Source organism: Streptomyces sp. P9-2B-2 (assembly GCF_030406865.1).
Taxonomy (GTDB): Bacteria; Actinomycetota; Actinomycetes; order Streptomycetales; family Streptomycetaceae; genus Streptomyces; species Streptomyces platensis.
In genome coordinates, this window is the sequence record NZ_CP129126.1 from 6224691 (window position 1) to 6247188 (window position 22498).

Here is a 22498-nt window from a genome sequence, read left to right on the forward strand (position 1 = left end):
CAGACGTTCGAGGTCACCGTCCGCAGAGTACCGCTCACAGCCCGAAGCGGCGCTGGAGGCTCCCGAGGTTGCCGGGCAGCTGGGGCAGTTGTGAGCCACTTTGCGGGACGTGTCCGCCGCCGCCCGGAACGCCCGCTTCAGTGGGGACCGCGCCGGTCGCCAGCTCCGGCATCAGCTGCTCCGTCGACTGGAGCAGGACCGTGCCGGCCCCGACGAACTCGAATTGGTGCTCCTCTCCGGACGCCCCGCCGATACCGGTGTGCGCCCGCAGTCCGCCCAGGAATCCTTGCAGGTACTGGTGGTCGTAGTGGTGGCACGGGGAGGGGCAGTCCGCCCAGCCGACGAGCGCCTGCGGGTCCACCCGGATCGGCGGCTCCATGAACACCACCGGGCCGTTGGACGCGGCCACGAACTTGCCCGTACCGATGAGGGTGAGAAAGCCCGGGATGATCGACTGCTTCAGCGACAGAGATGGCTGAAATGCAAGCAAGTTGCCCGAGCGAATCGTCAGGTTGCCGTCCTCCAGGTCGAAGGAGTTCACATCGAAGGCACGGTCCGCGAGCAGCATCTTTCCCCGGCCCTCGGCGACGATCCAGTCCGCGGCGTGCAGTGGCGAATGGAAACTCCCGGCGATCAGGCGGTCCAGGCGGCCGTGTCCGATGCCGTGGAAGTCGATCTGCCCGTAGTAGGCGATCATCTTCCCCTTCTGGAGGAACCACTGGCCGTCCAGCTCGACGCTGAAGGCGTACGCGTGGACGTTGTCGTCGGCGGGGAGCGAATGGACGTCGTGGACGACGGGACCGGTCACAGCTTTTCCTCCGACGCCTGTACGTAGACGGTGCCCTGGCCCGACAGCTCCAGCTGGAAGGCCTCGCCCGAGCCGCGGCCGACCATGTCGCGCCAGCCGAGCGCCGTGGACAGTTTGTTGCGGACATCGCCGCGGTGGGCGACATAGGCCTGCGGGTCGACATGGACCGGGCGCTGGGGCGTGATCGGGAGTTCGATCACCCCGCCGTGCGCCATCACCGCGGCCGAGCCGACGCCCTTGAGGGTCGTGGTGAACAGGCCCTGGCCGGTGACCTGGCCGCGCACCATGCCCATCACGCCGCCCTGCGAGCCCATGAACATCGTGCCCTGCTGGAGCCCGCCGTCGAAGGCCAGCAGCCGGTCGGCCTCGACGTAGAGCGTCTCGCCCGTCAGGTCGACGACGTGCACATGATGGCCGCCGTGGCCGAACATCACGGTGCCGGTGCCTTCGACGGTCATCAGGGGGGTGGCCTCGCCGGCGATCCGGCGGCCGATCATCGAGCCGATACCGCCCTGGCCGCCCTGGAGGTTCGGGGTGAAGGAGACCTCGCCGCGGTAGGCGAGCATCGCGCCGCGCTGGCTGAAGAGCCGCTGGCCCGGACCGATCCTGGCCTCCACCATGCGGGAGTTGAGTGTCGTGAACGGCATCAGACCTCACCACCCACGGTGTTGCGCTCGCTGGGCTGGACGTACACCAGGCCCTCGCCCTCGAAGCGGATCTGGAAGGCCTCGCCGGAGCCCTCGCCCATGAAGGTGCGGAAGTTCACCCCGGACTGGAAGTGCTGCTTGAGGTCGCCGGTGTGGGCGACATAGGCGCCCGGGTCGACCTGGAGGGGGTACTGCTTGGTGACCCGCAGCACCACCGCGGGGCCGTCGGAGGTGATCGCCGCCTGGCCGCTGCCCTCGACGGTGGTGGTGAACAGGCCGTTGCCCTGGGAGGCGCCGCGCAGGCCGGTGAAGCTCGTGCCCGTACGGAGCGCGGCGTCCGTGCACAGCAGATTGCTGGCCTCCACGAACAGCTTCTCGCCCTGCAACTGCACCAGGTTGATCTCGCTCGCGCGATCGGCGAAGTAGCAGGTGCCGTGGCCCTTCACCTCCATCACGGCCATCTGCTCACCCGTGAGCCGCCGGGTGACCATGCCGCGCAGGCCCTCGCCGCCGCCGGACATCTTCTTGAACGCCATCTGGCCGTCGTACGCGACCATCGCACCGTTTTTCGCCTTGACGGCGTCGCCGGTCATGTCGACGGCGAGCACCTTGCTCCCCTGGAGCCGAAACTGAGCCACGGATCAGACCGTAGTCGGCCGGAGCCGCGCGGGGCAGGTCCTTTGTCCCTGATATCGCCCTGAATCTCGTGCCGTGCGCCGGTCCGTGGGCCCTTGCCTCCCCCCGGCGCAGTGATCGCCGGAGCGGCTGTAACAATGGGGCGAAGTTTGTGAACTCTTGCACAAGCGCCCGCCCGTCGCCCGACCTCCACCCCCAGAAGACGGCGCTGTGCGCCGACGCCCATCCCACCCGAACGAGGTTCCCGTGGACATCAAGACCGCCGCCGCCCTGCACCGACTGCGCCTGGCCTCCATTCCCGAGGCCATCTCCTTCCCGGCGCTGCTGATCTTCGGCACCGGCTTCCGTCTGGCCTTCGACTACGACTCGCTGGTGATGCCGCTCGGCATGATTCACGGCCTGCTCTTCATCACCTACGTGGTGCTGCTGCTGGACGTGTGGAACCGCACCAAGTGGCCGGTCAAGCGCGTCGCCTTCTTCTTCGTGCTGGCGATCCTGCCGTTCGGCGGCCTCTTCGGGGACCGGATCCTCAAGCGCGAGGAGGAGGCCGGAGTGATCGCGGCCCGCGCCCGTAAGGAAGGGGTCGTGAACGTATGATCGTCGCCTTCTCCGTCAGCCCGCTGGGCGTCGGCGAGGACGTCGGTGAGTACGTCGCCGACGCGGTCCGGGTCGTCCGCGAGTCCGGGCTGCCGAACCGCACGGACGCCATGTTCACCTCCATAGAAGGTGAATGGGACGAGGTCATGGACGTCGTCAAGCGCGCGGTCGCGGCCGTCGAGGCCCGCTGCGGACGGGTCTCGCTGGTGCTGAAGGCCGACATCCGGCACGGCGTCACCGACGGCCTGACCTCGAAGGTCGAGACCGTGGAGCGGTACCTCGGCGAGGACGGCACGCCCCGGGGCTGACCGCCCCCGGGCGCCGGCCGGGCGTCAGCCGCCCGCCGCCAAAGTGATCCCCAGCGGGGTGCGCTCATAGAGCACCTGATGTCCGTGTCGGCGCGAGACCAGCAGACCGGCGTCGCGCAGCACGGACAGATGCTCCGAGACGGAGGACGGCGCCAGGCCGAGGCGGTGGGCCAGGGCCGTCGTGGTCGACGGGGTGTCGAGCGCGGCCAGTACGGCCGCGCGGTTCGCCCCCAGCAGCCGGGCCAGCGCCGGGCCCGTCTCCGGCTCGGTCCACAGCCCGCCGATCCCGCGCGCCGGGTAGATCACGGTGGGCTGCCACGGCGGATCGAACCCGCTGACCACGTCCGGCCACACGAAGACGCTGGGCAGCAGCAGCACCCCGCGGCCGTCGAGATCCTGCATCTGGGCGAAGTCGGTACGGGTGCGCACCGTCAGGGTGTCGCCCGACCACGACAGCCGCGGATGCAGATCGGCGAACAGCCGCTGGAGGCCGCCGCCCGCCAACTGCCGCGACCGGTAGGCGATCTCGGCCTCCAGCAGGGCCCGCAGCCGCGGCCAGTCCGGTGCGAGCAGCGCCCGCCAGGCCCGTTCGGTGACATCGGCCAGCTCCTGGACCGCCCGCGCCGGATCGGCCAGCGCCGCCCGGCCGCGGGCCGACTCCGCCGCCTCCGGTCGGCTCGCCAGCGACTTGGCCATCTCGGCGCGGGCCAGCGCCGGGTCGGTCGCGCGCAGCCGCGCCAGCTCCTCGTCGAACCCGGCCATCGGGGTGTCCGGCGGGCGGCCCAGGAAGTCGGGTGTGTACCCCGGGGGGACCGACGGCATGAAGAGCCACAGCGGCGTCAGGTCCAGCCCGGCCGGCGTCGTGCGCATCCGGCGCAGCCACGGCGTGTGATAGCCGTGCCGGTCGGCGCGGCGCAGGGTCCGTACGGCCTCATGGGTCTCGCACAGCGGGGAGACCGCGAACCGGATGCGGAGCAGGTCATCGGCGCCGAAATGCAGGTTCACCGGCACGGCCGCACGCTCCCCCCGGAGGCCAGGATTCGGCTGGAGCCGAAAGAATACGGGGCGGCCCCGGGCTCCGGCAGGCTGCGGACATGCCCTCGCCCTCCGGGCCCGCGCCGTCGGGCCGCCTTCCCGCCTGCCCCGATGAGGGCGCCGCCGACGCCGCACCGTCCGCCGCCGCGGCCCGCCCCGACGGCTACCGCGCCGTCTTCGCCGTCCCCGAGTTCCGGTACGTCTTCGCCGCGCATCTGCTGTCCTCGCTCGGCGTGGTCGTCTGCGAAATCGCGCTGTCCGTCCTCGTCTTCAGGCTCACCGCGTCGCCGCTGCTCAGCGCCCTGACCTTCGCGCTGGGGCTGCTGCCGTACGTGGTCGGCGGGACGCTGCTGTCGGCGGTCGCCGACCGGTACCCGGCCCGGCGGGTGCTGGTCGGCTGCGATCTGCTGTGCGCGCTGGCGGCGGCGGGGATGGTGGCGCCGGGCACGCCGGTCGTGCTGCTGCTGGTGCTGCGCTGTGTGCTCGCGGCCATCGCGCCGGTCTTCGCCGGGACCCGGGCCGCGACCCTGGGGGCGATCCTCGGCGAGGGGGAGCTGTTCGTCCTGGGGCGCTCGGTGATCCGCATCGTGAACCAGAGCGCGCAGCTCGCCGGGTTCGCCGCGGGGGGCCTCCTGCTCACCGTGGTGTCCCCGGCGGCGGTGCTCTCGCTCACCGCCGGTGCGTTCCTCGGGTCGGCGCTGCTGCTGCGGCTGGGGACCCTGGCGCGCCCGGCGCGGGACGGGGCTCCGGGCGCGGCGCGCGGGGCGCTGCTGGCGGACTCGCTGGGCGGGGCCCGGCTGCTGCTGGCCGACCGCCGGGTGCGGGCGCTGCTGCTGCTCACGTGGCTGCCGCCGGCGTTCGTCGTGATCCCCGAGGCGCTGCTGGTGCCCTACGCCGGCCTGCTCGGCACCGGACCGGCCGGTATGGGGCTGCTGATGTGCAGCATGCCCATCGGTGCGGTGCTCGCCGAGAGCCTGGTGGGCACGTTCCTCGGGCCGCGGGCCCGCACCCGGCTGACCTTCCCCATGGGCGTCTTCGCGGTGCTGCCCTCGCTCGGCTTCGCCGCACAGCCCTCGCTCGGCTGGGCGGTGCTGCTGCTCGCCCTGACCGGCACCGGGATCTCGTACAACTTCGGCGTCGACCGCTGGTTCGTCGCCGCGGTCCCCGACGCCCTGCTGGGCCGGGCGATGACGGTGATGCAGGCGGGGCGGATGACGGTGATGGGCCTGGCGATGGGGCTGGCCGGGGCCGCCGCCGAGTACGCGCCGCTGCGGGTCGTGATGCCGGCGGCGGGGGTGCTGGGGGTGGTCTGCGTAGTGGCGGTGATCTTCGAGGTGCGGCGTACGGAGCCGGGGCCGGATCGGACCTTCCCCGGGCCGGACCGGACGTCCCCCGGGCCGGTGCGCGGACCGGCGGGACCGGTGGCCCGGACCGAAAAATGAGACGCGGCTGACCACCATATGGCCGCCCGGTAGGGTCGGACGCGTGCCGAAGCCGCTCAGCCTTGCTTTCGATCCCATCGCGCGCGCCGATGAACTGTGGCAGCAGCGATGGGGCGCTGTGCCCTCGATGGCCGCGATCACCTCGATCATGCGCGCCCATCAGATCCTGCTGGCCGAGGTGGACGCGGTGGTCAAACCGTACGGGCTGACCTTCGCCCGTTATGAGGCGCTGGTGCTGCTGACCTTCTCCAAGGCGGGCGAGCTGCCGATGTCGAAGATCGGCGAGCGGCTGATGGTGCACCCCACCTCGGTGACCAACACCGTCGACCGGCTGGTGAGGTCCGGGCTCGTCGCCAAGCGGCCGAATCCGAACGACGGGCGGGGCACGCTCGCCACCATCACGGACAAGGGCCGCGAGGTGTGTGATGCGGCCACCCGCGAGCTGATGGCGATGGACTTCGGGCTCGGGGCCTATGACGCCGAGGAGTGCGCGGAGATCTTCGCGCTGCTGCGGCCGCTGCGGGTGGCGGCGGCGGACTTCAAGGACGAATAGGGCGGCGTCCGGAGGGGGCGGCGAAGATCGCGCCGGAACGGCTGGTTACCCTCGGGGCATGAAGCGAAGCGTCCTGACCCGCTACCGGGCGATGGCCTACATCACCGCCGTGATGCTGCTGGTGCTCTGTACCTGCATGGTTTTCAAGTACGGCTTCGGGATGGGCAAGGACCTGACCCTCGTCGTCTCCCAGATCCACGGCGTGCTCTACATCATCTATCTGGTCTTCGCCTTCGACCTGGGCTCCAAGGCCAAGTGGCAGTTCGGCAAGCTGCTGTGGGTGCTGATCTCGGGCACCATCCCGACCGCGGCGTTCTTCGTCGAGCGCCAGGTGGTGCGGGAGGTCGAGCCGCTGATCGCCGGTGACGCTCCGGAGCCGGTGAAGGCCTGACGACCGCCCCGGCCGCCACCCGGGAAACCCTGCGGAATGCGCCTGTCCCTCTGAGGAGCGGGCGCCTTTGCGTTCCCCACGCGCTTACGGACAGTGAGCATCGCCACGCACAGGGCGACTCAGGGGCCTCTCCCGTCGACAAGTACTAGGACGTCCTAGTAAATTCAAGGTATGGACGCTGACGCGATCGATGAGGGCCGCCGCCGCTGGCAGGCCCGGTACGACTCCGCCCGTAAGCGGGATGCGGATTTCAGCACGCTTTCGGGTGACCCCGTCGAGCCGGCGTACGGGCCCCGGCCCGGGGACTCGGTCGAGGGGTTCGAGCGGATCGGGTGGCCGGGCGAGTTCCCCTTCACGCGGGGGCTGTATCCGACCGGCTACCGGGGGCGGACGTGGACGATCCGCCAGTTCGCGGGCTTCGGCAACGCCGAGCAGACCAACGAGCGCTACAAGATGATCCTCAAGGCGGGCGGCGGCGGCCTCTCCGTCGCCTTCGACATGCCGACCCTCATGGGCCGCGACTCCGACGACCCGCGCTCGCTGGGCGAGGTCGGGCACTGCGGTGTCGCCATCGACTCGGCCGCCGACATGGAGGTGCTGTTCCAGGACATCCCGCTCGGTGATGTCACGACCTCCATGACGATCAGCGGTCCCGCCGTACCGGTCTTCTGCATGTACCTGGTGGCCGCCGAGCGGCAGGGCATCGACCCGGGTGTCCTGAACGGCACGCTCCAGACGGACATTTTCAAGGAGTACATCGCGCAGAAGGAGTGGCTCTTCCAGCCGGAGCCCCATCTGCGGCTGATCGGCGACCTGATGGAGCACTGCGCCCGCGGCATCCCCGCGTACAAGCCGCTCTCGGTCTCCGGCTACCACATCCGCGAGGCGGGCGCGACGGCCGCGCAGGAGCTGGCGTACACCCTCGCCGACGGCTTCGGCTATGTGGAGCTGGGCCTCTCCCGTGGGCTGGACGTCAACACCTTCGCCCCCGGCCTGTCCTTCTTCTTCGACGCGCATCTGGACTTCTTCGAGGAGATCGCCAAGTTCCGCGCCGCGCGCCGTATCTGGGCCCGCTGGATGCGCGATGTGTACGGCGCCACGAGCGAGAAGGCGCAGTGGCTGCGCTTCCACACCCAGACCGCCGGCGTCTCGCTGACCGCCCAGCAGCCGTACAACAACGTCGTCCGCACCGCCGTCGAGGCGCTGGCGGCCGTGCTCGGCGGCACGAACTCGCTGCACACCAACGCCCTGGACGAGACCCTGGCGCTGCCCAGTGAGCAGGCCGCGGAGATCGCGCTGCGCACCCAGCAGGTGCTGATGGAGGAGACCGGCGTCGCCAATGTCGCGGACCCGCTGGGCGGTTCGTGGTTCATCGAGTCGCTCACCGACCGGATCGAGGCGGACGCCGAGAAGATCTTCGACCAGATCAAGGAGCGCGGCCGGCGCGCGGTGCCGAACGGTGAGCACCCGATCGGCCCGATGACCTCCGGCATCCTGCGCGGCATCGAGGACGGCTGGTTCACCGGCGAGATCGCCGAGTCCGCCTTCCAGTACCAGCAGGCGCTGGAGAAGGGCGACAAGAAGGTCGTCGGCGTCAACTGCCACCACGGCTCGGTCACCGGCGATCTGGAGATCCTGCGGGTCAGCCACGAGGTCGAGCGGGAGCAGGTGCGGGCGCTCGCGGACCGCAAGGCGGCGCGGGACGACGCCCGGGTGCGGGGCGCGCTCAAGACGATGCTGGATGCCGCACGGGCCGGCAGCAACATGATCGAGCCGATGCTGGAGGCCGTACGGGCCGAGGCGACGCTCGGCGAGATCTGCGGTGTGCTGCGGGACGAGTGGGGCGTGTATACGGAGCCGGCCGGATTCTGAGGCCAGGCCGGGAGGCCAGTAGGGACGTCCCCTCCAGGGCGCGGGGCGGCAGGTATGGGCCTGCTGCCCCGTACGGCTGCCGGGCCATGGAGCGCCGCCCGACTCACCGGTGGCCGTACGGCGCCGTCAGCCCGCGGCGGGAAGCGACTGGTAGCGGCCGCCCGCGAAACGCCGCAGTGCGGTATCGAGGCCGTCCAGGCGGGTGCTCGTCTCGTTCTTCGCGGGGGAGACGATCGTGCACGTCAGCACACCCGTCCCGGCGTGGAGCGGGGAGGGGACCAGGGTGTCCGTTCCTTCTGCGAGGGCCGCCGTCAGGGCGATGCTGCGCCCCTTCCGCTTTCCGGTGAGCGTGACGGAGGAGATGTCCCGCCAGGGCACCGTGACCGTGTGCGGGCCGTCCCGCACATAGAGCCCGTCCGCTCCGACCCGCAGTGACCTGGGGCCGAGGAGTGGCAGCGAAACCTTCACCCCGTAGAGCAGATGCAGCAGCGTGACGAAGAGCGTCAACACGGACGCGGGCGCGGGCGCGTTGGTCATCTCTCCGACCAAGTCCAGGAAGCCGGCGATCGTCAACGCCGAAACGGCCGGCCATAGCAGGCGGCGCAAGACGGCCGCGAGGCCCCATTTCTCCACGGTGAACGCGGGGAGGGCGGCCGGTGGTTCAGCCACCGGCCGATGCCCGCGCGGTGCCGCCACGGGCGGCTCGGCCGTGGCTGTCGAGCTCGCGGACTGCGGTCCGGTGGCCGCCAGGGCATCCGCGTCGGAAACGGTCTCCGCCACGGGCCTCGGCGCGATGCGCGGGTCGGCGACCGTCGCCCGCGCTGCGCCCGCGAGGCGTGCGAGGAGCGCGTCGGCGGTGGGACGGCCCTCCGGAGACTTGTGCAGACAGTCCTGCACCAGCCCCCGCAGCCCGTCCGGCACGGCGCTGAGATCGGGTGCCTCGTACACGACCCGGAACAACAGCGCGTGGGAGGACCCGTCACCGAAGGGCCCTGCGCCGGTGACCGCGTAGGCGAGCAGGGAGCCGAGCGAGAAGACATCCGAGGGCGGGCCCACCGGCTGCCCCAGTGCCTGCTCCGGCGACATGAAGCCAGGTGTGCCCATGACGGTCCCGGCCTTGGTCAGATCGGTACCGTCGGTGGTCTCCAGGGCCTTGGAGATGCCGAAATCGATGACCCTCGGACCGTCCTCGACGAGCAGGACATTGGAGGGCTTGAGGTCGCGGTGGACCAGGCCGCCCCGGTGGAACGAGGCGATGGCCTCGGCCAGTCCCGTGCCGAGCCTGCGCACCTCGGACTCGCCCAGCGGGCCCTGCTGGAGGACGTGCGCGTCGAGCGAGGGGCCTTCGACGTACTGGCTCGCGATCCACGGCATGGTGGCGTCCGGGTCCGCGTCGACGACCGGCGCGGTCCAGAAGCCGCCCGCCCGCATCGCGAGCTTGGCCTCGCGCCGGAACCTGTCGCGAAAACCGGGCGTGGCCGCCAGATCCTCCCGTACGAGCTTCACGGCAACCCGCCGTCCCGTCACGGATTCTCCGACGAACACCCGGCCCATCCCGCCCGAGCCCAGACGTCCCAGCAGTTGATACGGTCCGGCGGCCCGTGGGTCCGCAGCTTCCAACGGCTCCATCAAGCTCCCCATCCACCGCACCCGGATTTTTCCGCGGTCTCACCCTAGGGGGTGTCTACCCGATCACCGCGTCGTGGGTCCGTGCGGGGGAACGGGGGGATTTCTGACGTGGCCCTAGGCCGCCGGCAGCGGAATCCGCAGCCGGAAGAGCGCCCCGCCTCCCGGCGCCTGCTCGGCGGTGAGTTCGGCTCCGTGGGCGCGGGCGATCTGGCGGGCCATCGCCAGGCCCAGGCCGGAGCCGGGCAGGGCGCGGGCCGCCTTGGCGCGGTAGAAGCGGTCGAAGACATGGGGCAGATCGCCGGCCTCGATGCCGGGGCCGTGGTCGCGCACGGTCAGCTCCAGCGCGCCCGGTACGCCGGCGAGCGCGGTCTCGACCGGGCCGCCCGGCGGGGAGAACTTCGCGGCGTTGTCGAGGAGGTTGGACAGCAGCCGGGCCAGGCGGGGCGGCACTCCGGGGACCGTGGCGTCCGCCGCGGCCGGGTCGATGGCGGCGGTGAAGGTGAGCTCCGGCCAGTGCTCGCGGGCCGCGCCCACGGCGTGCTCCAGGAGGGCGGCCGGGCGTACCTGCTCGACCAGCGGCTGGGGTTCCTCGTCGCGGGCGAGTTCGATCAGATCGTTGACGAGTGTGGTGACCTCGCGCAGCTGGCGGCCCAGGGCGGCCGAGGCGCGATCGCGCTGGGCGTCGGTCAACCGGTCGGCGCGGGCCAGGAGTTCGGCGTTGGTGCGGAGCGCGGTCAGCGGGGTGCGCAGCTCGTGGGAGGCGTCGGCGACCAGCCGGCGCTGGGCGGTGACGGACTGCTCCAGCTCGCCGAGCATGGTGTTGAAGCTGGTGGCGAGCCGGGTGATCTCGTCCTCCCGGGCGGGCGGTCCCGCGGGGAGTTCGATGCGATGGCGGGCGTCGCGGGTGGCGGCGATGCGCTCCGCGGTGGCGGTGAGCCGGGCGACCGGGGCCAGGCCCGTACGGGACACCCAGTAGCCCAGCGCGGCGGCCAGCAGGACGCCGGCGCCGCCGACCGCGGCCAGTGCCCAGGCGGCCTGTTCCACGCCCCGGTCGACGGTGTCGGAGCGCTGGGCGACCTGGAGCGCCTCGTCCTTGTCCCCGAGGCGGGTGGTGAGCATCAGGACCGGACGCCCGGCCACCTTCTGCCGCTCGTAGAACGCGGGGCTCCGGCCGTCGGCGACCTGCCGGGTGGCGTCGGAGACGGGCAGGACATACGGCGTGCGCGGGTCCTTGGCGGCGTCGGACGGCACGATCTGGACGCAGGACGAGGCCGGGTACTGGCAGAGGGTGTCGCTGGGCGTCGGGCCCCAGTCGTGGCGGTCCCGGATCATCTGGGTGGCCGTCTGGGTCAGGGTCAGCTTCAGCTGACGGGTCATCTGGTAGTCGATGATGGTGAACGCCGCGGCGCAGACACCGACCGCCACCAGCGCCACCGCGGCGGAGGCCGCCAGGGCCAGCCGGGCGCGCAGCGGACGCCGCCGCCGCCAGCGGGCCCCCAGCCCGCGGCTGCCGGTCACGCGCCCTCCGCGGTGCCCAGGCGGTAGCCGATGCCGTGCACGGTGTGGACGAGCCGCGGCTCGCCGCCCGCCTCCAGCTTGCGGCGCAGATAACCGATGTACACGGCCAGCGAGTTGGAGTCCGGGCCGAAGTCGCGGCCCCAGACGCGCTCCAGGATCACCTCGCGCGGCAGCACCTGCCCGGGGTGCAGCAGCAGCAGTTCCAGCAGCGCCCATTCGGTGCGGCTGAACTCCAGGGGGCGGCCCGCCCGGTGGCCGGTGCGGGTCACCGGGTCGACGACCAGATCGCCGAAGGTGAGCTGGGTGTCCTCCACCGCCGTGGTGGACGCCCGGCGCAGCAGGGCCCGGATACGGGCCACCAGCTCGTCCAGCGCGAACGGTTTGACGAGATAGTCGTCGGCGCCGGCGTCCAGCCCGTCGACCCGTTCGCTGACCGAGTCCAGCGCGGTCAGGACGAGGATCGGGGTGCGGTCGTCCAGCGCGCGCAGCCGGCGGCAGACGGCCAGGCCGTCCAGGACGGGCATCAGTACATCCAGGACAAGGGCGTCCGGCTGCCAGGCGGCGACCTCCGAGAGGGCGGCCAGGCCGTCGGCGGCGCCACGCACCGCATAGCCCTCCACGGCGAGGCCGTCCTCGACGGCGGCACGCACCTCGGGTTCGTCGTCGACGACGAGGATCTTGGGGGCGGGGGTGTTCCCGGGCATGGGCGGCATGGACATAGGCTGCCAAACACCTCTCTTAGAAGCTTCTTAGGGCACATCGCGAGCGTGGCGGCCATGCGCACACCACTCTCTGTCGTGATCGGTGCGGGCGGCACCGGCGGCCATATCTATCCCGGACTCGCGCTCGCCGACGCACTCCGCCGGGCCGTGCCCGAGGCGGTGATCTCCTTCGTCGGGACCGAACGCGGACTGGAGACGCGGCTGATCCCGCAGGCCGGATACCGGCTGCACACCGTTGACATGATCCCCTTCGATCCCGCACTCGGCGCCCGACGCTATCTGCTGCCGGCCGCGCTGCTGCGCTCGGGCGGCCAGTGCCGAAGCATCCTCAAGGAACAGAACGCCCAGGTCGCGGTCGGTATGGGCGGCTATCCGAGCGCCCCGGTGATCGTCGGGGCGCGGCTGGCCGGGCTGCCGAGCGTGATCCATGAGTCCAACGCGGTGCCCGGCCGGGCCAACAAGTTCGCCGCCCGGCTCACCCCGCATCTCGCCCTCGCCTTCGACCGCAGCCGGGAGCATCTGGCCGGCGGCGAGCGGGCCGAGACGGTGGGGATGCCGCTGGTCGGCCCGCTGGCCGACCTGGACCGCGAGCGGCTGCGGCCCGCCGCCCGCCGGGAGTTCGGCATCCCGGACGGCGCGCGGCTGCTGCTGGTCAACGGCGGCAGCCTGGGCGCGGCCCGGCTCACCGAGGCGGCGGTGGGGCTGGCCGGCCGCTACCGGACGCGGACGGATCTCCGGCTGCTGATCAAGACCGGGCCCGCGGCCCTGGAGGAGACCCGGGCGCAACTGGCGGCCAACGGCGGGGCGGCGGTCGCCGCGGCCGTGCCGTACCTCGACCGGATGGATCTGGCCTATGCGGCCGCCGATCTCGTGGTGTGCCGGGCCGGTTCGGCGACCGTGGCGGAGCTGGCCACGATCGGGATGCCGGCCGTCCTCGTCCCGTATCCGTACGCACCGGGCGACCACCAGACCCATAACGCGCGGGTGCTCTCCGACGCCGGGGCGGGGCTCCTGCTGCCCGACGCGGAGACCTCCGCCGAGCGGCTGGACGCACTGGTCACCCCGCTGCTCGACGATCCCGGCCGGCTGGCCGCGATGGGCGCGGCCGCCGACCCCGGCACCCATGCCCGCGCCGCCGACCTGCTGGCCGCCAAGGTGCTGGCGCTGGCCGGTCACCCGTACACCGCACACCCCACGATGAAGGAGTCAGCATGAGCAGCAACACGCAGCAGTGGACGGGCCGCAGGGTCCTGGTCACCGGGGCCGAGGGGTTCATCGGCTCGACCCTGGTCGACCTGCTGGTGGAGGCCGGCGCCGAGGTGCGCGCGTTCGTCCATTACAAGCCGTACGCGGAAAAGGGAAATCTGGCGCGCTATCTCGTGCCGGGCGGTCCGGTCGAGATGATCTCCGGTGATGTCCGGGACGCGGGCCGGGTGATGGACGCGGTCGAGGGCTGCGACACGGTCTTCCATCTCGCCGCGCTGATCGGGATTCCGTACAGCTATGACTCGCCGGGCGCCTATGTGCAGACGAATGTGGTGGGGACGGAGAACGTGGCGGAGGCCTGCCGGCGCCATGCGGTGCGGCGGCTGGTGCACACCTCCACCAGCGAGGTCTACGGGACGGCGCTGACCGCGCCGATCAGCGAGGACCACCCGCTCCAGCCGCAGTCGCCGTACTCCGCCTCGAAGATCGGCGCGGACATGATGGCGCTGTCGCACCGGCACGCCTTCGAGCTGCCGGTGACCGTGGTGCGGCCGTTCAACACCTACGGGCCGCGGCAGTCGGCGCGGGCCGTGATCCCCACGATCCTGGCCCAACTCCACGCCGGGGCCCGGCAGATCAAGCTCGGCTCGCTCACCCCGACCCGCGACTTCACCTATGTCACGGACACCGCGGCCGGGTTCATGGCGGTGGCCGACTGCGACCGGGCGCTGGGCGAGGTCGTCAATCTCGGCACCGGCCGGGAGATCTCCATCGGCGCGCTCGCCGAGGCGCTGATAGCGGCGTCGGGCCGGGAGGCCGAGGTGGTGGTGGACGCCGAGCGGCTGCGGCCGGCCGGCAGCGAGGTCGAGCGGCTGCTGTCGGACAACTCCCGGGCGCGCGAGTGGGCTTCGTGGCGGCCGGAGGTGTCGCTGGAGCAGGGCCTGAAGTGGACGTCGGAGTGGGTGGCGGAGCACCTGCACCTCTTCGCGGCGGACCGCTACCAGGTCTGACCGGCAGCCGGGGCCGGGTGTCCGCCGCAGTGACGCGGCGGGCGCCCGGCCTCAGTCCTGTGTGCCCAGCCCGCCCAGGCCGGTCAGGAAGAGGGTCGTGAAGTCCCGCCCCCACGCGGCGTCCACCGGCTCGCCGCTGACCAGGGTGCGGTGCACGATCGCCCCGGCGATCACATCGAAGATCAGGTCCATGTTGCGGGTGGCCGCCCGTTCGCCCTCCTCGCCCGCGGTGTCCGGGGGCAGCTCGCCACGGGTCTGGGCGCGCGAGCGGCCGAGCAGGACCAGCCGCTTCTGGCGGTCGACGATCGCCGAGCGGATCCGCTCGCGCAGCGCCTCGTCGGTGGTGGACTCGGCGACCACGGCCATCAGCGCCGTCTTGGTCTCCGGCCGGGCCAGCAGCGCGCCGAACTGGAGCACCACGCCCTCGATGTCGGAGCGCAGCGAGCCCCGGTCGGGGAGTTCGAGCTCGTCGAAGAGGACCGCCACGGCGTCCACGACGAGCTCGTTCTTGTTGGCCCAGCGGCGGTAGAGCGTCGTCTTGGCCACCCCGGCGCGGGCCGCCACATCGCTCATGGTGAGCCGTCCCCAGCCCAGGTCCACGAGCGCGGCCCGGGTCGCGCAGAGGATCGCCTGGTCGGTCTCGGCGCTGCGGGGGCGGCCCGTGCGGCCCTTCCGGGGGCTGGCGGAGTCGTGCATGCGGGCGACCATACCGGCCGGTCCGGGGCCGGACGGCGGCTCCCGTGAGGGAGATCACTCGGCGTGGGGCCGGATGCGGTGGTTGCGCAGGGGTGGTGAGGAGTTACGCTACGGGTCGTAGCGTAAGAGCGATAACCACTGGCCGTGGGTGGGGACCCATGGCCGCGCACGACGGTCCTCCTCGGGGCCGCAGCACGGTCCTCCTCGGGACCGGACGGGCAGTGCTCCCGCACGTACACCGGCATTCCGGCGGGGTGTGCGCACGGGCCGCGGTGCCCGGCGAAACGGCCCGGCCCCACCGCCGGAGCCGCCTTCCGCACCACCGACCGCAGCACCGACCAGATCGCCGACCGCACCGCTTTCCGGATCGCTTTTCGGAACGGGCCGCCCAGGGGGGAGGATGGACCCATGCAGCCACGCAATATGTCCATGAGTGGAGTCGTCGACCTCGCAGCGGTGAAGGCGGCCGGGGAAGCGAAGCAGAAGGCGGAGCAGGCACGCGCCGAGGCCGCCCGTACGGGCCGGGCGCCCACGAGCGGTGCCCGCCTGGTGTTCGACGTCGACGAGGCGGGCTTCCAGCAGGACGTCCTGCAGCGCTCCACCGAGGTTCCGGTCGTCATCGACTTCTGGGCCGAGTGGTGCGAGCCGTGCAAGCAGCTCGGTCCGCTGCTGGAACGCCTCGCGGGGGAGTACGCCGGCAAGTTCGTGCTGGCCAAGATCGACGTCGATGCCAACCAGATGCTGTTCCAGCAGTTCGGGGTGCAGGGCATCCCGGCGGTCTTCGCGGTGGTGGCGGGCCAGCCGATCCCGCTGTTCCAGGGCGCGGCCCCCGAGTCGCAGATCCGTGAGGTGCTCGACCAGCTGGTGCAGGCCGCCGAGCAGCAGTTCGGCATCGTGGGCGCGCTGGTCGACCCGCAGGTCGCGGGCGAGGAGCCGGAGGCCGAGGCCCCGGTGCCGACCGGTCCGTATGACGCCCTGCTGGAGGCCGCGAACCAGGCGCTGGACTCCGGCGATCTGGGCGGTGCCATCCAGGCTTACAAGAACGTGCTCTCCGACGACCCGGCCAACCCGGAGGCCAAGCTCGGTCTGGCGCAGGCCGAACTCCTGCACCGGGTGCAGGACCTGGACCCCCAGGCGGTGCGCAAGGAGGCCGCGGAGAACCCGGCCGATGTGCCGGCGCAGATCCGGGCCGCGGACCTCGACCTGGTCGGCGGGCATGTCGAGGACGCCTTCGGGCGGCTGATCGACGCGGTGAAGCGGACCGCGGGCGCCGACCGGGAGGCCGCGCGGATGCGGCTGCTGGAGCTCTTCGAGGTCATCGGCGCGGACGATCCGCGGGTGACGGCGGCCCGTACGGCACTGGCGCGGGTGCTGTTCTGACCCGCTGTCTGCGGAGTCGCCCTCTTCTGACCAGTACGGCCTCCGCGAGTTGACCAAACAAACGGAGCAGCGGCCACGTTTTACCAAAACTTGGTAAACGTGGCCGCTGTTACTTCAAGTAAGTCTCAGCGACCCCCTTGCGGCAGTGTGTCCGCAATTGCCTCATGTCCTCTTGCTGTTAGCAGCGACAGTGTGTGTCCAGTTGATCTCGCCCCGTGCAGGCGTGTTTATCGTGCCGTTACCCGCAAGTAACGAGCCCCTTGTGCGGCGGCCGTGAATGGACCACGATCGGCCACGCTCGGTCCATTCCCGCAGCCCGGCATCCGGTCGGTGTCGCGGGGTACTTGGGTCCCCACCGAGTGGTCGGCGGCAGTGGCGCCGACCGTGGACAGGGGGGTCTCTGCCCCACCCGGCAGGGCCTGTCCAGGAGGTTGCGCGAGAGCGTGGCCAGTGGTTGTCGCTCGGGGGTGATCGCCGGTATTCGGAACACGTTGTGCCTCCGAGGACAGGCGCTCTTCTTCCCGAGGACGTAGCACTTCTCCCATCCCAGGTACCGCTGTCCCAACTCGGGCGGCCGGTACCGGAGATGTACGTCCGAGAAGGAGGAAAGTCATGGAGTCCCTGGCTCGTGGCGGGACCAGATGGAAGCGGTTCGCCGTCGTCATGGTGCCGAGCGTCGCGGCTACGGCCGCGATCGGTGTAGCCCTCTCGCAGGGTGCGCTCGCGGCGTCGTTCAGCGTGTCCGGCCAGCAGTTCAAGGTCGCTACCGACCGGCTGGACGGCACCGGATTTGTTCAGTACGGAGCCATTGACGCCCAGAAGGGCGGCAAGCAGGTCCCGGTGGCGGTCTCGGGGTTCTCGAACGCCAAGATCAAGAACCTGTGCCAGTCGGTGGTTGTTCCGGTCCCGGTCTTCGGCGATGTGTCGATGAAGCTGTCGGCCGGTGGCGGTGACACGCCTGTTGAGGCGAAGAACCTCTACATCGACCTGGATCAGCTGTCCGCGGACGCGACCTTCAACAACATCGACATCGGTGTTGCTGCGGGCTCGACGACCAAGGGCCCCGGCATGCACAAGGGCGACAAGGCCGACCCGGGCTCGTTCGCCCAGCAGGCCGACTCGGCCACGCTGACCCACGTCAGGCAGCAGGCATGGGCCACGACGGCCGGCACGTTCAAGCTCAGCGGCCTCAAGATGAGCGTCGCCAAGGGCAAGAGCGAGTGCTACTGACGCACTGAGCGTGCGGGCGCGGGGCGAGCTGTACGGCAGACGCCGTTCCCCGTGCCCGTACGTGGGTAGCGCTCAGTAGGACACTCAGCACAGAACCACCGATTTGCCAGTCCCGAGGAGCTGTACGACATGAGCGCCGAAACGCGACCACGGCTGATCGAGTCCATCGGCCGGAAGCGGATTTCGTTCCGGGAGTGGCGCGGACACCGCCCGTTCTGGGGCGGCATGCTGACTCTGCTGGCCGGCATCCCGATCATGTACATCCCTTACGCGAATCTCACGATCGGTTCCCTGACCGTCCGCATGGCGACCACCGCCGGCGCCGGCTCGCTGATCATCGGCGTACTGCTGGTCGTGCTCGGTCTGACCATGTGGTTTCAGCCCGCCTCGCGGGTCTTCGCAGGTGTGGCGGCGATTCTGCTGTCCCTGGTCTCCCTGGTCGTCTCGAACTTCGGCGCCTTCCTGATCGGCTTCCTTCTGGGGCTGATCGGCGGTGCGCTCGGTGTCTCCTGGGCTCCGGGCAAGGCCACTCAGGGCGGGGACGACTCCCAGGAGCCGGGCCGCACCACGGTCGCCGGACCGGTGGTCGCCACGCATCCGGCGCCGGCCGGCGGTCCCGGGTTGGGCAATGGACTGGACGACCTGTCAGGAACGAGCCCGACCAACGGAACAAACAGGAGGCACCGTGCCGGGTGACGAGCTGCCGGAGAGCGCAGCTACCGGGGCGAGAACGGGGCCGAGGCACGCGGCGCCGAGGAAGCCGCTGCTGACTCGGCTCCACGTGCCCGCAGGTAAGGCGATAGCCATCGCCGCCATGCCGTCCGCCGTGCTCATGGGCATGGGGCTGACGCCCCAGATGGCCATAGCCAAGCCGGCGCCCAAGAGCCCCTTCAAGGACGGCCCGTGCGTCACTGCTCCGGACAAGGTGGAGCAGAAGGACGGCACGTCCAAGGACGGCGCGAAGGACACCAAGGACGACACCAAGCCGTCCACGGAGCCCTCCGCCTCGCCCTCCCCCTCGGCCGGCAAGGACACGGACAAGACGCCCGCGTCCGAACCGTCCGGCTCCGCGAAGACCGACCAGCCCTCGGGCTCCGCGACCCCGTCGCCGTCGGCCTCCGAGGAGCAGAAGAAGGACGACGGCGGTCTGCTGGGCGGCATCGGCGATGCGCTCGGCGGTCTCCTGGGCGGGGATGACAAGGACGAGGAGGCGTCGGCTTCGCCGAGCCCCTCCGCGTCCGACACGGCCTCCCCGAGCCCCTCGCCGTCCGCGTCGAAGGATGCCGGATCGGCCGCTGACAAGGTCACCAAGCCGGTCACGGACACTGTCGACGGCCTCAAGGACGGCGCCGACAAGGCCGGTGACGCCGTCAAGAACGGGTCGAAGACGGTCAACGACACCGTCCACGGTGCCGTGGGTGCGGCGGACAACGCCCTGCCCGGCGGCGGTGTCGACGGCAAGGACGCCGACGGCAAGAAGGCGTACCCCTGCGTCGTCGAGAACAAGCAGAAGGGCGATGACGAGCAGACGCCCGTCACCCTGCCCGACGACCCCTGGCACCTGGAGTCCAGCGCGCTCACCCTGCGCGGTCTGAACTACGAGGGCGCCGTCAATGTCCAGACGCAGAACGGCCACACCAAGCAGGCCCTGAAGTTCACCGCGGACAGCCTCGACATCGGTGATCTGCATCAGACCGTCGATGACCGGGCGTCCGGCAAGAAGTACCACGTACAGGCGTCCCAGGGGTCCACGTCCACGATCCGCGGTGGCAAGGTGACGATGTACACCGAGCGGCTCCAGGGCAACCTCTTCGGGTTGATCCCGATCGTCTTCGACCCCGAGCACCCGCCGCCGCTCAATGTCCCGTTCGCCTACTTCACCAAGGTGAAGATCGAACAGGCGGGTCAGTTCGGCGGCAATCTCCACGTCCCGGGTCTGCACCAGTTCATGACCGGCTGAGGAACGCCCCGGGCCACCCGACCCGTTCGGGAGCCGCAGAAAAGGCGGTGGGCCACCCCCACAGGGGCGGCCCACCGCCTTTTCGTGCGCCGGTGCGTCAGGCCTGCTCGCCGCCGAGGTGGTGCACCCGGACCATGTTGGTGGTGCCGGGGACGCCGGGGGGCGAACCTGCGGTGATCAGCATGGTGTCGCCCTTGCTGTAGCGCTTGAGCTTGAGCAGCTCGGCGTCCACCAGGTCGACCATGGCGTCGGTGTTGTCCACGTGCGGCACGACGAAGGCATCGACGCCCCAGCTCAGCGTGAGCTGGTTGCGGGTGGACGCCTCGGTGGTGAAGGCCAGGATCTGCTGGGCCGCGCGGTAGCGGGAGAGCCGGCGGGCGGTGTCACCGGACTTGGTGAAGGCGATCAGCGCCTTTCCGTCCAGGAAGTCCGCCATCTCGCAGGCCGCGCGGGCCACCGAACCGCCCTGCGTACGCGGCTTCTTGCCAGGCACCAGCGGCTGGAGGCCCTTGGAGAGCAGCTCCTCCTCGGCCGCCTCGACGATCTTCGACATCGTCTTGACGGTCTCGATCGGGTAGGCGCCGACGGACGACTCGGCGGAGAGCATGACCGCGTCGGCGCCGTCGAGGATGGCGTTGGCGACATCGGACGCCTCGGCGCGGGTCGGGCGGGAGTTGGTGATCATCGACTCCATCATCTGGGTCGCGACGATCACCGGCTTGGCGTTCCTGCGGCACAGCTCCACCAGGCGCTTCTGCACCATCGGGACCTTCTCCAGCGGGTACTCCACCGCCAGGTCACCACGGGCGACCATGACGGCGTCGAAGGCCATCACGATCTCCTGCATGTTGGCGACCGCCTGCGGCTTCTCGACCTTGGCGATGACCGGGACCCGGCGGCCCACCTCGTCCATGACACGGTGCACGTCCTGGACGTCCTTGGCGTCCCGCACGAACGACAGCGCGACCATGTCGCAGCCCATCCGCAGAGCGAACCTGAGGTCCTCGATGTCCTTCCCGGACAGCGCGGGGACGTTCACCGCGGCGCCGGGCAGGTTGATGCCCTTGTGGTCGGAGATGACCCCGCCCTCGATGACGATGGTCCGCACCCGCGGGCCGTCGACCTCGACGACCTGGAGCGCGACATTGCCGTCGTTGATCAGGACCGGGTCGCCCTTGGAGACGTCGCCGGGCAGGCCCTTGTACGTCGTCCCGCAGATGGTCCTGTCACCGGGGACGTCCTCGGTGGTGATGACGAACTCGTCGCCCCGCACCAGCTCCACGGGGCCGTCGGCGAAGGTCTCCAGGCGGATCTTGGGACCCTGGAGGTCGGCGAGCACGCCCACGGCGCGGCCGGTCTCCTCGGAGGCCTTGCGAAGGCGGTGGTACCGCTCCTCGTGCTCCGGCTGGGTCCCATGGCTCATATTGAAACGGGCCACATTCATGCCGGCCTCGATCAGCGTCTTCAGCTGGTCGTAGGAGTCGACGGCGGGGCCCAGGGTGCAGACGATTTTGGAACGGCGCATGGGCAGGATCCTATCGGTTTGTTTAGCGGCGGAATATATCGGTAGGTGGAAACACCGAGTCCTAGGCGCTGACCAGGGCGTATGTCTGCTGGGCGATCTCCAGTTCCTCATCGGTCGGGACGACGGCGGCCGCGACCCGGGCGTACTCGGGGGAGATCAGCCGGGGCTCGCCGGACCGTACGGCGTTGAGATCGGCGTCCACGGCCAGGCCCATCTCCTCCAGGCCGGCGAGCGCGGCCGCGCGCACCGGGGCGGCGTTCTCCCCGACGCCTGCGGTGAACGCCACCGCGTCGACCCGGCCGAGCACCGCGGTGTAGGCGCCGATGTACTTCTTCAGCCGGTGGATGTAGATGTCGAAGGCCAGCTCGGCGCGCTCGTCGCCCTCGTCGATCCGCCGCCGGATCTCCCGCATGTCGTTGTCACCGCACAGCCCGACCAGCCCGCTCTTCTTGTTGAGCAGCACATCGACGTCGTCCTCCGACATACCCGCGACCCGCTTGAGGTGGAAGGTCACCGCGGGGTCGATGTCACCGGAGCGGGTGCCCATGACCAGGCCCTCCAGCGGCGTCAGGCCCATCGAGGTGTCCACACAGCGGCCGCCGGCCACCGCAGAGGCGGAGGCGCCGTTGCCCAGGTGCAGCACGATGACATTGACCTCGGAGGGGTCCTTGCCCAGCAGCTCGGCGGTCTTGCGGGAGACATAGGCGTGCGAGGTGCCGTGGAAGCCGTAGCGGCGGATGCGGTGGGCGTCGGCGGTCGCCACGTCGATGGCGTAGCGGGCCGCGTACTCCGGCATCGTGGTGTGGAACGCGGTGTCGAAGACCGCCACCTGCGGCAGGTCCGGGCGCAGCGCCTGCGCGGTCCGGATGCCGGTGATGTTCGCCGGGTTGTGCAGCGGGGCGACCGGCACCAGCCGCTCGATCTCGGCGAGCACCGCGTCGTCGATCACGGTCGGGGCGGTGAACTTCAGCCCGCCGTGCACCACCCGGTGCCCGATCGCGGCCAGCTGTGGGGAGTCGAGGCCGAGACCGTCGGCGGACAGCTCCGCGGCGACGGCCTTCAGCGCGGCCTCGTGGTCGGCTATCGGGCCCTCGGTCTCCCGCTTGTCGCCCCCGGTCGCCAGCGGGGTGTGGGCCAGGCGGGAGGTGTCCTCCCCGATCCGCTCGACCAGTCCGACGGCGAGACGGGTGCCGGCGGCGGGGCCGCCGCCGGAGTCCGGGTTCATGTCGAGCAGCTGGTACTTCACCGACGAGGAGCCGGAGTTGAGGACGAGGACGCGGGTGGCGGTGGCAGTCATGTAGCGCTTTCCGGGGTGGGGTGGGAGACGGACGGG

The 22498-nt window shown here is 71.0% G+C and carries 22 protein-coding genes; 12 read left to right on the forward strand and 10 right to left on the reverse strand.

Features of this window, described 5'->3' with window-relative positions:
- Positions 1-34: 34 nt before the first annotated feature.
- From QT196_RS27545 to QT196_RS27555, 3 genes are read right to left on the reverse strand one after another with little or no spacing between them, the layout of a single operon-like run.
- Complete coding sequence (locus QT196_RS27545; RefSeq protein ID WP_168481409.1) at positions 35-808, reverse strand: AIM24 family protein; 774 nt, start codon at positions 806-808, stop codon at positions 35-37.
- Positions 805-1455, reverse strand: a complete 651-nt coding sequence (locus QT196_RS27550; RefSeq protein ID WP_085922954.1) for an AIM24 family protein — start codon at positions 1453-1455, stop codon at positions 805-807. Before QT196_RS27550 ends, QT196_RS27545 begins: the two co-directional genes overlap by 4 nt.
- Entirely contained in the window at positions 1455-2093 is a 639-nt protein-coding gene (locus QT196_RS27555) for an AIM24 family protein (RefSeq protein ID WP_168481410.1), read from the reverse strand. Before QT196_RS27555 ends, QT196_RS27550 begins: the two co-directional genes overlap by 1 nt.
- A gap of 244 nt (positions 2094-2337) precedes the next feature.
- On the opposite strand from QT196_RS27555, the gene QT196_RS27560 reads away from it, so the two are divergent.
- Both QT196_RS27560 and QT196_RS27565 read left to right on the forward strand, forming a co-directional pair.
- A complete protein-coding gene (locus tag QT196_RS27560; RefSeq protein ID WP_168481411.1) occupies positions 2338-2688 on the forward strand; it encodes a DUF3817 domain-containing protein in 351 nt (116 codons plus the stop codon).
- Positions 2685-2996, forward strand: a complete 312-nt coding sequence (locus QT196_RS27565) for an MTH1187 family thiamine-binding protein (RefSeq protein ID WP_168481412.1) — start codon at positions 2685-2687, stop codon at positions 2994-2996. Before QT196_RS27560 ends, QT196_RS27565 begins: the two co-directional genes overlap by 4 nt.
- Positions 2997-3020: 24 nt before the next feature.
- On the opposite strand, the gene QT196_RS27570 is transcribed toward QT196_RS27565, so the two are convergent.
- Positions 3021-4007 carry a DUF5937 family protein gene (locus tag QT196_RS27570; RefSeq protein WP_168481413.1) on the reverse strand — a complete coding sequence of 329 codons (987 nt, stop codon included), beginning with the start codon at positions 4005-4007 and terminating at the stop codon, positions 3021-3023.
- Positions 4008-4090: 83 nt separating this feature from the next.
- Between QT196_RS27570 and QT196_RS27575 the strand changes: the two genes are divergently transcribed.
- The 4 genes from QT196_RS27575 (at position 4091) to QT196_RS27590 (ending at position 8289) form a co-directional block, all read left to right on the forward strand.
- Positions 4091-5473: an MFS transporter gene (locus QT196_RS27575; protein ID WP_290355891.1), complete on the forward strand. Its 1383-nt coding sequence runs from the start codon at positions 4091-4093 to the stop codon at positions 5471-5473.
- A gap of 43 nt (positions 5474-5516) precedes the next feature.
- Positions 5517-6026: a MarR family transcriptional regulator gene (locus QT196_RS27580; protein WP_168481415.1), complete on the forward strand. Its 510-nt coding sequence runs from the start codon at positions 5517-5519 to the stop codon at positions 6024-6026.
- A gap of 58 nt (positions 6027-6084) precedes the next feature.
- Complete coding sequence (locus QT196_RS27585) at positions 6085-6417, forward strand: DUF3817 domain-containing protein (protein ID WP_168481416.1); 333 nt, start codon at positions 6085-6087, stop codon at positions 6415-6417.
- Between the two features lie 171 nt (positions 6418-6588).
- Positions 6589-8289: a methylmalonyl-CoA mutase family protein gene (locus QT196_RS27590; RefSeq protein ID WP_168481417.1), complete on the forward strand. Its 1701-nt coding sequence runs from the start codon at positions 6589-6591 to the stop codon at positions 8287-8289.
- Positions 8290-8415: 126 nt separating this feature from the next.
- Here QT196_RS27590 and QT196_RS27595 read toward each other — a convergent pair whose 3' ends face one another.
- From QT196_RS27595 to QT196_RS27605, 3 genes are all read right to left on the reverse strand, one after another.
- A complete protein-coding gene (locus QT196_RS27595; protein WP_266733411.1) occupies positions 8416-9918 on the reverse strand; it encodes a serine/threonine-protein kinase in 1503 nt (500 codons plus the stop codon).
- Positions 9919-10032: 114 nt separating this feature from the next.
- Positions 10033-11436, reverse strand: a complete 1404-nt coding sequence (locus tag QT196_RS27600) for a HAMP domain-containing sensor histidine kinase (protein WP_290355892.1) — start codon at positions 11434-11436, stop codon at positions 10033-10035.
- Complete coding sequence (locus QT196_RS27605) at positions 11433-12155, reverse strand: response regulator transcription factor (RefSeq protein WP_168481419.1); 723 nt, start codon at positions 12153-12155, stop codon at positions 11433-11435. Before QT196_RS27605 ends, QT196_RS27600 begins: the two co-directional genes overlap by 4 nt.
- Before the next feature lie 57 nt (positions 12156-12212).
- On the opposite strand from QT196_RS27605, the gene QT196_RS27610 reads away from it, so the two are divergent.
- Entirely contained in the window at positions 12213-13373 is a 1161-nt protein-coding gene (locus tag QT196_RS27610) for a UDP-N-acetylglucosamine--N-acetylmuramyl-(pentapeptide) pyrophosphoryl-undecaprenol N-acetylglucosamine transferase (RefSeq protein ID WP_168481420.1), read from the forward strand.
- Positions 13370-14374 (forward strand): GDP-mannose 4,6-dehydratase, encoded by a 1005-nt coding sequence (locus tag QT196_RS27615; RefSeq protein WP_266733407.1) that lies wholly within the window; start codon positions 13370-13372, stop codon positions 14372-14374. Before QT196_RS27610 ends, QT196_RS27615 begins: the two co-directional genes overlap by 4 nt.
- A gap of 51 nt (positions 14375-14425) precedes the next feature.
- On the opposite strand, the gene QT196_RS27620 is transcribed toward QT196_RS27615, so the two are convergent.
- Positions 14426-15070: a TetR/AcrR family transcriptional regulator gene (locus QT196_RS27620; protein ID WP_168481422.1), complete on the reverse strand. Its 645-nt coding sequence runs from the start codon at positions 15068-15070 to the stop codon at positions 14426-14428.
- A 408-nt stretch (positions 15071-15478) separates the two neighbouring features.
- On the opposite strand from QT196_RS27620, the gene QT196_RS27625 reads away from it, so the two are divergent.
- The 4 genes from QT196_RS27625 (at position 15479) to QT196_RS27640 (ending at position 19640) form a co-directional block, all read left to right on the forward strand.
- On the forward strand, positions 15479-16450 hold the full coding sequence (locus QT196_RS27625) for a tetratricopeptide repeat protein (RefSeq protein ID WP_290355893.1): 972 nt from the start codon (positions 15479-15481) through the stop codon (positions 16448-16450).
- Between the two features lie 612 nt (positions 16451-17062).
- Positions 17063-17680 (forward strand): DUF6230 family protein, encoded by a 618-nt coding sequence (locus tag QT196_RS27630; protein ID WP_085922969.1) that lies wholly within the window; start codon positions 17063-17065, stop codon positions 17678-17680.
- Between the two features lie 129 nt (positions 17681-17809).
- Positions 17810-18376 (forward strand): DUF6114 domain-containing protein, encoded by a 567-nt coding sequence (locus QT196_RS27635; protein ID WP_168481424.1) that lies wholly within the window; start codon positions 17810-17812, stop codon positions 18374-18376.
- Positions 18366-19640, forward strand: a complete 1275-nt coding sequence (locus QT196_RS27640) for a hypothetical protein (RefSeq protein ID WP_290355894.1) — start codon at positions 18366-18368, stop codon at positions 19638-19640. Before QT196_RS27635 ends, QT196_RS27640 begins: the two co-directional genes overlap by 11 nt.
- A 97-nt stretch (positions 19641-19737) precedes the next feature.
- Here QT196_RS27640 and pyk read toward each other — a convergent pair whose 3' ends face one another.
- Both pyk and QT196_RS27650 read right to left on the reverse strand, forming a co-directional pair.
- A complete protein-coding gene (gene pyk, locus QT196_RS27645) occupies positions 19738-21165 on the reverse strand; it encodes a pyruvate kinase (protein WP_168481426.1) in 1428 nt (475 codons plus the stop codon).
- A 61-nt stretch (positions 21166-21226) separates the two neighbouring features.
- A complete protein-coding gene (locus QT196_RS27650; RefSeq protein WP_168481427.1) occupies positions 21227-22462 on the reverse strand; it encodes an acetate kinase in 1236 nt (411 codons plus the stop codon).
- Positions 22463-22498 lie beyond the last annotated feature (36 nt).